This is a genomic window from Sphingorhabdus lutea (assembly GCF_001889025.1).
GTDB lineage: Bacteria > Pseudomonadota > Alphaproteobacteria > Sphingomonadales > Sphingomonadaceae > Sphingorhabdus_B > Sphingorhabdus_B lutea.
Map to the genome: position 1 here is coordinate 1720599 of NZ_CP018154.1, position 13572 is coordinate 1734170.

Annotated in this window: 9 protein-coding genes; 1 reads left to right on the plus strand and 8 read right to left on the minus strand. The window is 43.2% G+C overall.

All coding sequences use genetic code 11. The features are described from left to right. Positions 1 to 93 precede the first annotated feature (93 nt). The 8 genes from addA to LPB140_RS12375 all read right to left on the minus strand — a co-directional run bounded on the left by addA (position 94) and on the right by LPB140_RS12375 (position 13060). Positions 94 to 3594, minus strand: a complete 3501-nt coding sequence (gene addA / locus LPB140_RS08195; RefSeq protein WP_083550208.1) for a double-strand break repair helicase AddA — start codon at positions 3592 to 3594, stop codon at positions 94 to 96. Then, positions 3581 to 6649, minus strand: coding sequence for a double-strand break repair protein AddB (gene addB / locus LPB140_RS08200; RefSeq protein WP_072559413.1), 3069 nt, complete (start codon positions 6647 to 6649; stop codon positions 3581 to 3583). Before addB ends, addA begins: the two co-directional genes overlap by 14 nt. Further along, the gene (locus tag LPB140_RS08205; RefSeq protein ID WP_072559414.1) at positions 6642 to 7415 is read right to left on the minus strand and encodes a nucleotidyltransferase family protein; all 774 of its coding nucleotides are present in this window, start codon (positions 7413 to 7415) and stop codon (positions 6642 to 6644) included. The genes addB and LPB140_RS08205 overlap by 8 nt, the downstream gene beginning before the upstream one ends. Then, positions 7412 to 8389, minus strand: a complete 978-nt coding sequence (locus LPB140_RS08210; protein ID WP_072560697.1) for an aminoglycoside phosphotransferase family protein — start codon at positions 8387 to 8389, stop codon at positions 7412 to 7414. Before LPB140_RS08210 ends, LPB140_RS08205 begins: the two co-directional genes overlap by 4 nt. A gap of 11 nt (positions 8390 to 8400) precedes the next feature. After that, positions 8401 to 8889, minus strand: a complete 489-nt coding sequence (gene tsaE / locus LPB140_RS08215) for a tRNA (adenosine(37)-N6)-threonylcarbamoyltransferase complex ATPase subunit type 1 TsaE (protein ID WP_072559415.1) — start codon at positions 8887 to 8889, stop codon at positions 8401 to 8403. After that, entirely contained in the window at positions 8890 to 11301 is a 2412-nt protein-coding gene (locus tag LPB140_RS08220) for a sensor histidine kinase (RefSeq protein WP_072559416.1), read from the minus strand. A gap of 155 nt (positions 11302 to 11456) precedes the next feature. Continuing rightward, complete coding sequence (ahcY, locus tag LPB140_RS08225; RefSeq protein WP_072559417.1) at positions 11457 to 12866, minus strand: adenosylhomocysteinase; 1410 nt, start codon at positions 12864 to 12866, stop codon at positions 11457 to 11459. A 47-nt stretch (positions 12867 to 12913) separates the two neighbouring features. Continuing rightward, positions 12914 to 13060, minus strand: coding sequence for a hypothetical protein (locus tag LPB140_RS12375; RefSeq protein ID WP_156874176.1), 147 nt, complete (start codon positions 13058 to 13060; stop codon positions 12914 to 12916). A gap of 17 nt (positions 13061 to 13077) precedes the next feature. Between LPB140_RS12375 and LPB140_RS08230 the strand changes: the two genes are divergently transcribed. After that, a complete protein-coding gene (locus LPB140_RS08230; RefSeq protein ID WP_072559418.1) occupies positions 13078 to 13557 on the plus strand; it encodes a peroxiredoxin in 480 nt (159 codons plus the stop codon). The last annotated feature ends 15 nt before the right edge of the window (positions 13558 to 13572 follow it).

Genomic DNA, 13572 nt, shown 5'->3' on the forward strand with positions numbered 1-13572 from the left:
TCATTACTCCTTTATCTATTTGCCTTTGATTTAGGGTGCCTTTGCTTTGGCGGCAAGGGGCAATTCCATAAATTTTACTTTCAATGATGAAAGCTAAATTTGCGCCATTTGATTGATGATTTCATCCAAATATGCCCCAGGAATATCAATCATTTGCGCATATTGCGTATAAATAATTTTTGCCTCCACATCATGATTTGGATAAATTTTGTGCATTGCTGCGCAGTATAATGCCATTTGCCGGGCAATTGGCTTTGGCAATTCTTTATATGTGGCGGCGCTTTTCTTGCTCGTCTTAAAATCAACCAGCGTGATTTTCTGTCCCTCAAAATAAACCTTATCAATACGACCCGAAACAACGCGGCCCTTTATCACCGCCGCAATAGGCAGCTCCGATATCGCATCGCCCTGAAAAATTTTGGCCAGATTTTTATCATGCAATAAATTTAATATTAACTGCGCGATTTCATCGGGCTGAACATCATCATGCGGGTAATTATCCTTTATATATTGGACAATTATTTGCGGCAATTTCAATGTCGATGATGTAATTTTTATATGCTGTAATATATCATGGATAATGATTCCGCGCCGTGCGGCGGCAATCATTTGGGGGTTTGATATGGGGATATCGCCTGCATCCTCCACCTTTGATGGGGCAAGAGGTCGCGCATCTGGCTTTTCGCTCTGCGCAGCAGTAACGGCCCATATGGGTAATTGTTCTAAATCATTCCCAACTTTTGCGGTATTTTGGGAATTTGCGGCATCATTTAACGCGGCATTATGATAATGTGTGCCGGTTAATTCAAAAATCATTTTACCATTGGGGACATCGCCGGCCTCTATTTGGTCAACATGCAAATTTTGCATAACTTGTTCTAAATGTGTGTACCAACAATTTTCCGGTATATCTTTTGCCCGCACACCGCACATCAATAAATGTTCCTCCGCACGGGTCAACGCCACATAAAGTAATCTTTTGGATTCATCACGCTGTGTTTGCGCGGCTTTTTCCATAGCCTTTTTTACATTGCCTGTTTTTTGTCCACCCTTTGGATAGGGAAGCGGAATTTCATAATTTTGCGGAGTGAATAATGAAAAATCATGATCCTTTTTCTTATCGGGATTTGAACCAATATCGGCCAAAATAACATAGGGTGCTTGCAATCCCTTTGACCCATGAACGGTCATGATTTGAACTTGCGAACCACCCTCGCCCACATCTCTTTTTATCTCAACATCACCAATTTCAAACCACATGATAAATTTTTGGATTGACCGCCCATGCCTGCTTTCAAAATCAATCGCCAAATTGATGAATTCATGAATCGCATTTTGCTGCCCCTGCCCCAATCGAGACAAGAATTTTTTCATACCGCCCATTGGTCCGTTTAAAATATGTTCAATATATTCAACCGGCCCCAAATAATCGGCGGTTGATAATAATGACATTAATAAATCGCCATCATCCGACAGATTTTTTTGCGATAATATATGCCGCCATAATGATTTACCATTGGGTCTAAGGCCATATTTTAATAATTTATCATGATCCCATCCCAATAGGGGGGATGTTAATAAACAGGCCAGGCTATAATCATCATCGGGTTGAACCGCGAATTTCATGCCCGCGAGAATATCCATAACCGCCAGCGAATCTTGCAACTTTACACGGTCCATTCCCGCCACGGGCACATCATATTCATGCAGACGGGAAAGCAACAAATTGCCAATTTGTCCCCTTTTCTGTAATAAAATCATAATGTCGCCTGGTTTTAAATATGCATTGGTGCGTTTTAAAAAGGGCGGATTATCGATAATGGATTTGATATGTTGGGCCAACCAATCCGCCATTCGGAATTTTTGATCTCCATATTCTTCTTCATCATCATCTATATTATCTGCCGTATCAAATACATGTTCATGGCCGCCATCATCCTCATTTTCGTTCTCAATTGGCCCGAATAGGGGAAGTAATGTAACACGCCCTGTATCGCCCAATTGGCTATAATGGTCGCTATGCCCCTCCCCCAATGGCTCATCCCCTGCATATTGGGTATAGGCGTTGACAAATTGTAAAATGGGCATGGTGGAACGGAAACTTTCAGCCAAATGCCTTTTGTTTAAATCGCTTCCCATATTATCGATACGTTCAAAAAATCGTTCAAATGCTGCGGAATAATTTAACGGACTTGTCCCTTGAAAGCTGAAAATTGCCTGCTTAAAATCGCCCACGGAAAAAATTGTCCGCGCAACATTTTCTTTACCCGCGCCTGCTCCTGCAAAAAAATCATCGCATAACGCCTCAATAATCGACCATTGATCAAAATTTGTATCCTGCGCCTCATCCACCAAAATATGGTCAATTCTTTGGTCCAATTTATATTTGATCCAATCGCCCATTGCAGATTGTTGTAATAATTTCGCGCTTTGATTTATCATGTCATCATAATCAATCAGCGCCAAATTTCGTTTCTCATTTTTATATATTTTTAAAAAATATTGCGCGGTGCGAATGGCCGAAGCAGCAATTTCGGCATATTCGGCAAGGTTTTTTTGCATCAATATTTGTAATATCCATTCAGCTGTTTCCAACACTAATTCGTGCAGAGACGCATCCTTTGACCATCCTGTTTTTACAGATTTTGGTGTTAATTCCTTTGTAAGAAATACACCCTTCAAATCATCAAACATACTGATTTTTTGGGCATTGTCCGCGCTTAACCATTGCCTTAATATAACGACACGATTTTTTGACATTGGCGATTTTTCACCCGCAATCCCGTCTGCTAAAATGCTAAAGTTTTGATCGATATTTTCGTTATGCGCAGCCTTGATGAAATAATCATCCCATGAACCATCAAATTCAACCCCGCTAACCAATTGGGCAAATCTAGACGCACCATCGCCGTCAGCTATGCTCCAAAATTGTTGTTCCTTGCCGCAACATTTGGCCAAAAATTTAATTAAATTATGCTCGCCTAGCCTTTCGACCAATTTTTTTAAATCAAGGGATAAAAATTCATTATCATTATTTTCAGCGTCAATGGCCAAAATATTCATGCATTGGCGGATAATATCACTTTTTTCGCGGTCATCCATCAATTGGAAACCGGGTATTAAATCCGCCTCTGTAGGAAATGTGGACAATAATTTTTGACAAAAACTATGTATGGTGGTGATATTTATCCCCCCCGGCGTGTCCAACACACGGGCGAATAATGTGCGCGCCAATTTTTGATTCTCTGGATTTGGATCAATACCCAATGCATCTAAGTCATGAAATAATTTATCCCCGGGAAGACGCACCCATTTGGCCAATCTTTGCGTGATACGCTCCGACATTTCTGCCGCACCTGCATTTGTATAGGTGATGCAAAGTAAATTTCGCGGCAGGACATTTTTTTGAAATAATAAACGCAGCACACGCGCCGTTAACACCTGCGTCTTGCCCGTTCCTGCCGATGCGCTTAGCCAGATATTTTCCGCAGGCTGAACCCCCTTTTCCTGATCATGGGTCAGCTTAAATAATGGTTTAAAATTAACCAGTTCATTATCACTAAATTTGGCGGAATTTTGTTTATTGCTCATCATTTACCGCCTTAAACTGCCTTGATTTACGGCCATCCCATTCGGCAAAGCGCGACAAATGGTCATAATCCTTATATTTGCAATATTCCTTGTGCAGCCGCGCGACAAATGCCTCATCGCCATTTATCCAACGATGAATGGCATTTTTTAATGTTTGATGCGCAATGGAAACCACCTTTTCCGCCACTGGGCCGCCTTTATCCCGCGGTCCTTTATATCCACGTTCAACCTTGCCGCCCACATCCTTATCTCTGTCTGCTTTTACTACCCAATATTCAAATAAATTTGCCTGCCCCTTCACACCAGAAAAAGCGCCCATTTCCGCCAATAAACCGCATAAGCCCAATTGAGTGGCAAAACCTTCGCTCAACGCTTTTTTAGATGGGATGCTGCCCGTTTTATAATCAATTATGGCAAAGCCCCCTTGTTCCAACATGTCGATACGGTCCACCTTGCCGCGCAATTTTACGCCGTCTATTTCAACCTCGCCTGATTGCTCCACGGCAATCACCCTGCGGCCTTCGGCGCGATGCTGGGCAATTAAATCTGCGACCCAATTAAGGGATTTTAAAAAATCTGGTCCCCAAAATAATCTTGATGCCTCATCAAATATTTCATGGCGCAAATATTCCTCTCCCCGCGCCAATAATTTATCCACATCATAATCATCTTCCTTGGACCATTGCTCCAAAATATCATGGATCATCGTGCCGCGCCATGCTGCGTTACTGCCCGCGCCGACATTATCCAAAACGGGCAATTTCAATATTTTCTTGGCATAAAAGGCAAAGGGATCGGCAACCAATCGGTCAATATCTGTGACCGATAAATTAACCTTTCTTGCTTCTTTAGACGGTTTTGGCTCTGGCGCGGATGCGGGTGGTATTTTTTCACCAATATCTATCCGGTGGGCCAAAGCTGGAATTTCGGTCTCTGAAACTATTTTCTCATCGGTAATGGCAATTAAGCGCAGCAAAAAACGCGATGCCACGGCGGATTTTTTGCGATCGCGCATTGCCCTGCTCATATAAACGCGCCCCGAACTTACCGCCTCTACAAAATCATGCGCGGACAATCCAATTGCACGATCCAATGACGGCAGGTCCAATTCGCGTCTAATCCTGGGCGCTAACCATGGGTCATTATCTGGACTTTGCGGCCATGTCCCCTCATTTAACCCGGCGCAAATAACCACATCGGCCTTTTGCAACCGTGCCTCCAACAATCCGTAAATTTGTACTCTTGGATGGCTGCCGAAATTTGGCCTGACCATGATTTGATCCATCAACATTTTAATAATCGCGGCCCAGTCACCTACATAGCCAATTTTCGCGCCCTTTATCTGTTGCTGAATAATTTTATCGGATAAATTTATATATTCCTTGGCTGCATCACCTTTCCATCCATCATCACCAATTAAGCCCATCAAAGCATTGTTCAGCCAAAGAAAAATATCACTAATATAATAATTTGTTTGATTGGGCGTTGGAATGATTTGGCCGATTTCTTCAACCCAATTTATTAAACTTATATATTTATCCAATATTGCCGCGTCTGCATTGCCGCGTTTTTTAATCCTGTCAATTTCAGCCTGAACCGATGCAATAATGGCCCTTATCCCTTTGCCCAAACGTGGACCGCGCAACAACAAATCCAATTGCCGCGCTTTATCAAGCCATGCCGTGCGACCATCTCCCGCCATAACCAAAGGATGTTTTAAAATGGACAGTAGGGAAATTGGCGAATAATCATCCCCCAAACATTCCAATAACCGCATGGCAAGGTCACCAATTGCTGTTTGGTGCAGGGCGATACCGGCGGTATCATCTGCCTGTATCTGCCATCTTTTCAATAAATTAGATACTCGCGCCGCAATCTCTCTATCAGGGGTAATTAACGCGATTTTATTGCCCTTTTCCTCCAATTCACGGCGGATAAGCAGCGCAATTGACATTGCTTCATGCCGCGCATCTTCACAAATCATTAAATGCAGGTTGCGCGCATCGCGTTGGCTGGGTTTTAAATCAATCCACCGGCTGGTAAAATGCGCGGGCAAAAATGCATTGCGCAGCATCGTGCCACTTGATGTGGGGCCGCGCTCAGCCTCCTTAACATCCAAATATCGAAATTCATCGCGGGCATATGAAATGCGCTCCAATAATTTTTTTAAGTGAAATTGCGGATGGCTCTCATCAATAATAAGGAGCTCACCACCATCTTTATCATTTTGTTCAGCGATATTGATTTGTTGAAAATCCCCGCCCGCACCAATAAATTGCCAAACATCATCATCCAATTTCAAATCTAAACCAGTTAAAATGACTTGGCCATTTTTTAATGCTGCGACTGATTTTAAAATATTGGCAATGGCGGGCGCGGCCGTGCTGACCCCCGCAGCAATGATAAAGGGTAAATTTTCATATTTTTTAAGCGAGATAGCCCAGCGGTCCAAAATAATATTGCGCCGCGCCGTAGCGGATAAAATATTATTTTCACGGCAATAATTGCCCCAGCGCACATGCATGTCGAAAAATATACGAAATGATGCCTGCCAATGTTCCTGCAACTCTCCAATATTCTCACCAATATCGGATAATTTGGAAATGGGTATTTTTTCAACATCCAATAAATCGAAACTATCGGCCATTTTTTGTGCCAGTCGCATGGATTCCGATGCCGATAAATTGTCAAAACCAATATAGTTTTCATGTTGCAGCCAATCCGCCAAAATCATCTGACGCTCCAACGCGCCAATCTCTCTGGGCAAAGAAATTTGCGTCCTGTCATCGTCTATAGGATCAAAAATTGACGCCAATTGGTCATGTTTTTCCGCATCACCAATGGATATGCATTGCGGCATAAACAACCCATTTTCCGCATATTGCAGAAATGCATTGCTAAGCGCGGCGACCGCCCGATTATTGGGCAGGATAAGCAATCCCTTCGCCATTTGGGCCGGATCGGCGCCATATTTTTCGATGATATAACGCGCCAAACTGTCCGCAAAGCCCATATGGCTTGCAATGGAAAATATTTGCGGACGCTGTTTTTTACCCATTTACACTATCTTTTTTTAAATGCGCAAATGCAGGCATTTCTATTTTATTTTCACGCAAATATTCCTCGGTCTGCGCTATCGCCTCTGGCCGTCCAATGTCGAACCATTGACCGTTAAATATATGGGCATGAACGCGCCCATCCTCCATTGCTTTATCCCACAGAATATTGGTTGAAAATGGTCCATTTGGTGCATTTTTCAACAAATTATGTGATATAATTTGAATGCCGCTAAATATATAGGGCGCATAATCATCATCACCCCGGCGTGTTAAATTTTGTCCGTCCCAGTTAAAATCCCCACGGCCAATATGATTATGGGCATTTTCATGCGGCACCAACAATAATAATGCGTCCATGACGTCACCACGCCATAATTGTGCCATTTCCTGGAATATATTTTTATCCTTAGAAACCCATAAATTATCGCTATTTAAACAAAAAAATGGATCGCCCTGCAACATATGCTGCGCCTTTACCAAACCGCCGCCAGTTTCCATCAATGCATGACGTTCATCGGATATTTTAATATTAAATTGGTCATCCCAACCGCTCAAATGCTCCTCCATTTGATCGGCTAAATAATGCACATTGACGACAATATTTTTAACATCCCCTTGATGTAAAGCGGTTAAGACATGATCTATCAATGCGCCTCCAGCCAATTCAACCAATGGTTTTGGGCGATTATCGGTCAATGGGCGCATTCGCGTGCCAAGCCCCGCCGACATGACCATGGCGGTATCAATTTTTACATTTCCGTTCATGACGCGCCCTTTATCATATCTTGCGCGCTAATATTCCGCACTGAATGTGGGATATATTTGTCAAACCATGCACGGACATCTTTCAAAGCTGGCTGGGCCAAATCCCGTTCCAATAAACGCCACATTCTTGGCAGGAACTCCAAATAATGCGCCTTGCCATCGCGCTGCCAAAGCCTGGTAAATATGCCGATAATTTTTATATTTCTTTGTGCCGCCAAAATGGCATAATGATCTTTAAATTCATCTGAGATATTGGCTTTATCAATATAATATTGCAGCATTTTTTGCTCCAGCTCCTCCGGAACATCGCGCCGTGCATCCTGTAATAAAGATAATAAATCATATGCCCTATGCCCCAAAAGGGCGTCTTGATAGTCAATTAAGCCAAAATCTCCCTCATCCACTATCATAATATTTTCGGCATGATAATCACGAAGCACGGTAACCGGCGATGATTGGGCAGATATAATCGGGGTTAATAGATTTTCCCAAATAACATGCAGTTCATCAATACCATTTATTATATTCATGGCCGGCATATACCAGCTTGAAAATAACATAATCTCCCGCATATATGCCGCCTTATCATAAACGGGCACATTGGCGGGCGGCGCCTCTGCCAATCCTAATAATGTATCGACCGCTTTTTGATAGGTTGCTTCTTCATTGATGGCATCACCATCCTGCTCCAAATATTCCTTTATCCGAATATCACCGAAATCTTCTAACAAGATAAATCCAATTTCCGTATCACGGGCAAAAATTTTGGGCGCACGAAAGCCATTTTCAATTAAATAATCGGTCATGTTCAAAAATGGGCCGACATCTTCCTCTGGCGGCGGGGCAAACATCAACATTGCCCCACCATTTTGATCATGCGACACACGCATATATCTGCGAAATGATGCATCACCGGCCAAAGGAGAAATTTTTGCATTACCCCAGCCATGATTAGCCAAAAAATCTTCAACCATTTCTTGCAATTTTACGTCCACCTATTCACCCAATCGCTACCTAAATTTATCTTTAACTTTCGTGGCGATACATCATTGTCATTTTGTGACAAATCATTTTCGCTATCATCAATTTTTTCAATATTTATTTCAATATATTGCGCCATATTATGTTCAACATAATCTCCGGCCCATTCAATTATTGCCGCCCCATCATTTAACATGTCAAAAATGCCCAACTCCTCTATTTCCATGGCGTCATTTAACCGATAAAAATCGGCATGGGCCAGAGGAAGTCTTAACTCTGGCGGCTCATAATAATGCACGATGGAATAGCTGGGGCTGGAAATATCATGCTGATACCCCAATGCCGCGATGATGGATTGTGCAAAGGTGGTTTTACCCGCGCCCAAATTACCGTTTAATGCAATGACGTCACCCACCCTGATTAAGGATGCAATTTTGACGCCAAATTGCTGCATTTCGGAAATATTGGCAATATTTAGAGTGAATTGATGCATTTATGATTGCTTATTCTTTGGCAGGCTGATCGAAAAAACCGTCCCCCTACCCAATTCAGATTTTACCGATATTTTACCGCCATGCAGTTCAATTAATTGTTTTGCCAATGGCAGGCCAAGGCCGCCTTTTCTTTGGCCATTACTTTGGCCATTACTTTGGCCATTTTTCGCTTTATGGGCGGACATATTCATGTCATTGCTGGGCATTTTTACGGAATCAAATGCCACAGCCTGCGCCGCCATGCTCATCCCAGGACCATTATCGCCAACCTCCACCAACACATTATTTGCCATAAATTTACTGCTTATAATAATATCTGAATTTTCGGATATATGCTGAACGGCATTACCGATTAATTGGTCAAAAACCTGTCTCAATCGTTCCGCATCTCCCTTTATCTTCAATGGCTGCTGCGACGCATTATATTGTAAATTAAGCGATTTTTCCTTTGCCTGCTTGCTATAATTGGCCATAGAAGCGCCGATAATGTCGTGCAGATCAATATCCTTATATTCAATTGGCAATGCGCCGGCCTGACTTTGGCTAAAATCAAGGACCATGTTAATTTGATCCGTCAATCGGCCTGCTGATTCAATAATGGCAGCGACATATTCCTTACCCGTATCGGTTAAGTCACCCGCCACGCCCGCATTTAACAATTCGGCAAATCCAGCAATTGATGTAAGCGGCGTTCTAAATTCATAACTCATATTGGCCAAAAACTGGCTCTTGACCTTGTCCGCCTCTGACAATGCGGCGTTGCGTTCGGTCAATGCATGTTCGATTTGTATGCTATCACTAATATCAATCATCACCATCAATGAACTCCCATCGGGTAAGGGCATGGTAGCCATCTGGAACATTCGTTTATCGGCAAATTCAATTCTGGTTTTCTTTTGCTGCCTATGCACGGTGGATGCGCGGATAATCTCCCCAATAATTGATATTTGCGATGATTTACGTAGGCTGCGCCCCATATGCTGCAACATTTCATCAATGCGCGGATGCGACGCCAAAATCTGCTCTTCTACGCCCCAAATTTCGGCAAATTGACGGTTCCATATATTTAATTTACCATCCGTGCCGAATACTGCCACAGCTTCAAATAAATTATCAAATGTTGCGGTTCGTGCTCGCAACAATGTATCGCGCGCTTTGGATAATTGGGCCTGTTCGGTTCGGTCTTCAAAAATTAAAATCAAACCGCCATCAGGCACGGGCTGCGCCAATGTGCGAAGATGTAGTCCATCTTGCAGCAACCAATGCTCCTCTTCTGGCTCTGGCGCTTGAAACCATTTACGTTTTTGCGCCCGCCATTCGGGAAAATCGCGAACCTCGGGTATGCGTCCCGCCTCGCGCATTTTGTCCAAAACCCTGTCAAATTCTGGACCATCGGCCAGCCATTGGGCACGGATGGAAAAAATTCTAAGAAATGGTAAATTGGCAAATTTCAATATCCCATTGCCGTCAAATTGGGCAACCGCCGCCGACATATTGTCCAATAATTCGCGCTGTGCCTCTGAAAAACGGCGAAATTCGGATTGAGATTCTGCCAAATTATGCACATCAATGGCAAAGCCGGCAACTCCAACATCGCCCAATGGAACATCATAAGCCTCCACCTGGCGGCGCGCCCCATATATGGTGGTTGGCAAAGTGCGCTTTACCATTTCGTTCATTTCCATCGCGCGGGCGGCCGCCGCGACGGCATTTTCGCCCTTAAATGGTTCAACTAATTCTATATCTTGTTCAATAACCTGCTGCGCGTTTTTGGCACCAACTGCCTTTACATAAGCTTCATTAACAAATGTCAGGTTAAATTGTTTATCGCGGTGCCATGCGGCAATGGGGGCAGCCTCTATAATCCCTGCTAAGGCGCGAAACGCCGCCTTTGCATTATTGGCATCATCTTGTAATTTTTCAATCTGGCTGGCGCTTTCGGTTGCATCAAATAACCATAGCAAGGCAGCACCATTGGGGTAAATTTGTGAATCGGCAATGTTGCCGCGTATCATAAATCGCCGCTCACTTCCGCTAACCTTAATTATTTGGGAAAAACTGGCCGCTGTTTTTTGCGCCAAATTTATATTGCTGGCCAATTGAGATAATATATCGGTTGCAATACCTTCTTTACCATCAAATGCCAAATCCGCAATTTTTTCAATTTTCCGGTCAAGCCCCAGCCAGCGGGCAAGACGATCCGGTGCCTCCAAATTTCCACCAACCTTGACAATGATGGGAATGGCAGGTGCGCTATCCAATAATTTTGAAAATCTGGCCGTTTTTAACAAGCTATTTCGTGCTCTTTTACGAAGCGCAATCGCATCCCAAATATAAAATGCCGAAAATAAAGTCCATGCCGCCAAGATGAAGCCGATGGCAATATTGCTTATATCGCTCCCCTCACCCATAAAAAATTCGGCCCTTTCTTTCGCACATCATATTATCGCTATACTAGTTTGAGGTATAATGAAAAGCTAGAATGCATATAGTTCCCCACATGCATAAAAAAGCCCCCTTCTTATAAATAAATAAGAAGGAGGCTGATTTAAATGAAATATCGTGATTAGTAGCGATAATGATCGGGCTTAAACGGACCTTCTGGTGTCACACCAATATAGCTTGCCTGCTTCTCGCTTAAAGTGGTCAATTTTACACCCAATTTTTCAAGATGTAATGCAGCCACTTTTTCATCCAAATGCTTTGGCAAAACATAAACTTGATTTTCATATTGCTCTGGACGGAGGAACAACTCAATTTGTGCCAAAACTTGGTTGGTAAAGCTGCTCGACATAACAAAGCTTGGATGACCAGTGGCGCAGCCTAAATTGACCAGACGCCCTTTGGCAAGCAGTATAATCTTTTTACCATCGGCAAATTCAACCTCATCCACTTGAGGTTTAATTTCGCTCCATTTCATGTTGGAAAGCGCCCCAACCTGAATTTCGCTGTCAAAATGGCCAATATTGCAGACAATGGCGCGGTCTTTCATCGCGCGCATGTGATCAACGGTAATAACATCAACATTACCCGTGGCGGTGCAGAAAATATCTGCGCGAGGAGCAGCTTCCTCCATTGTGACAACTTCATAACCTTCCATTGCAGCCTGCAATGCGCAAATTGGATCAGCTTCGGTCACCAAAACACGGGCGCCGCCCTGACGTAATGATGCAGCAGATCCCTTGCCCACATCGCCAAAGCCAGCAACACAGGCAATTTTACCAGCCAACATCACATCGGTTGCGCGGCGGATGGCATCAACCAAACTTTCGCGGCAGCCATATAGATTGTCGAATTTCGATTTGGTCACACTGTCGTTCACGTTAATCGCAGGGAATGGCAATTTGCCAACCTTTGCCAATTCATAAAGACGGTGGACGCCAGTAGTTGTTTCTTCCGAAACCCCTTTAATCGCAGCAACGGTTTTAGTGAGATAGCCGGGATTCTCGGCAAGAAATTTTTTCAACACCTTGGCAAAGGCAACTTCTTCTTCATTATCAGGAGTGAATAGCTCCTCGCCTGCCTCAACCCGTGCGCCCCATAATGCAAACATGGTGGCATCACCGCCATCATCCAAAATCATATTACATGGTGTGTCGCCCCATGAGAAAATACGCGCCACATATTCCCAATATTCATCCAAAGTTTCGCCTTTAATGGCGAATACAGGAATACCTTTATCCGCCATTGCCGCCGCTGCATGATCCTGTGTTGAGAAAATATTGCAACTTGCCCAGCGTACTTCCGCGCCCAATGCAACCAATGTGTCGATTAAAACGGCAGTTTGAATGGTCATATGTAAAGAGCCGGTAATACGCGCCCCTTTTAACGGCTGTGCTTCGCCAAATTCTTTACGCAGCGCCATCAATCCTGGCATTTCGGTTTCGGCAATTTCAATTTCTTTATGCCCAAAATCTGCCAATTTTATATCTTTAATGACATAATCATGTTCGCTATTCACTATACCGCTTGTCACTTTTTAACTCCTGATAAAATATAAGGGCGACTAAATTGCCGCCCTCTTTATGCCTGCTCTTTACCCATTGACGCTTCCAAATGCAAATATAAAGAAAAGTTTATATGATTTAATAAAATAAAATTAAACCTTATTTCATTTGCCACTTGTTCCGATGAATATTCATCATAATATATAGGCATATCAGCATTCATATTATGGAAGGAAGAAAATGGTTATTTCAGTTGGCGATAAAATCGCAGAGGTCGCATTAACAAAAGTTACAAGCGAGGGCCCTGCAAAAATTAACTCAAATGAATATTTTGCCGGTAAAACTGTGGCATTATTCTCCGTCCCTGGCGCATTCACGCCCACATGTTCGGCAAAACATTTACCCGGTTTTGTTAGCAAAGCCGCAGAATTAAAAGCAAAAGGCGTTGATGAAATTGCCTGCACCGCAGTTAATGACGCCTTTGTGATGGGTGAATGGAATAAATTAACCGGATCGGAAGATATTATCATGCTTGCCGATGGCAATGGTGATTTTGTGGAATCTTTGGGCCTGACAATGGATGCATCTGCATTTGGCATGGGCAAAAGGGGACAGCGTTTCTCAATGCTGGTCAAAGACGGCGCCGTCACCCATTTATTTGTCGAAGCGCCCGGTGATTTTAATGTCAGTTCAGCAGAATATATGTTGGAGCAGATTTAATCTGTCACAATATAA

What these genes read in the sequence shown, in the direction of transcription:
- addA (WP_083550208.1), bottom strand. Translation starts at nt 3,594, where the DNA reads ATGATGAGCAATAAACAAAATTCCGCCAAATTTAGTGATAATGAACTG.
- addB (WP_072559413.1), bottom strand. Translation starts at nt 6,649, where the DNA reads ATGGGTAAAAAACAGCGTCCGCAAATATTTTCCATTGCAAGCCATATG.
- LPB140_RS08205 (WP_072559414.1), bottom strand. Translation starts at nt 7,415, where the DNA reads ATGAACGGAAATGTAAAAATTGATACCGCCATGGTCATGTCGGCGGGG.
- LPB140_RS08210 (WP_072560697.1), bottom strand. Translation starts at nt 8,389, where the DNA reads ATGGTTGAAGATTTTTTGGCTAATCATGGCTGGGGTAATGCAAAAATT.
- tsaE (WP_072559415.1), bottom strand. Translation starts at nt 8,889, where the DNA reads ATGCATCAATTCACTCTAAATATTGCCAATATTTCCGAAATGCAGCAA.
- LPB140_RS08220 (WP_072559416.1), bottom strand. Translation starts at nt 11,301, where the DNA reads ATGGGTGAGGGGAGCGATATAAGCAATATTGCCATCGGCTTCATCTTG.
- LPB140_RS12375 (WP_156874176.1), bottom strand. Translation starts at nt 13,060, where the DNA reads ATGAATGCTGATATGCCTATATATTATGATGAATATTCATCGGAACAA.
- LPB140_RS08230 (WP_072559418.1), top strand. Translation starts at nt 13,078, where the DNA reads ATGGTTATTTCAGTTGGCGATAAAATCGCAGAGGTCGCATTAACAAAA.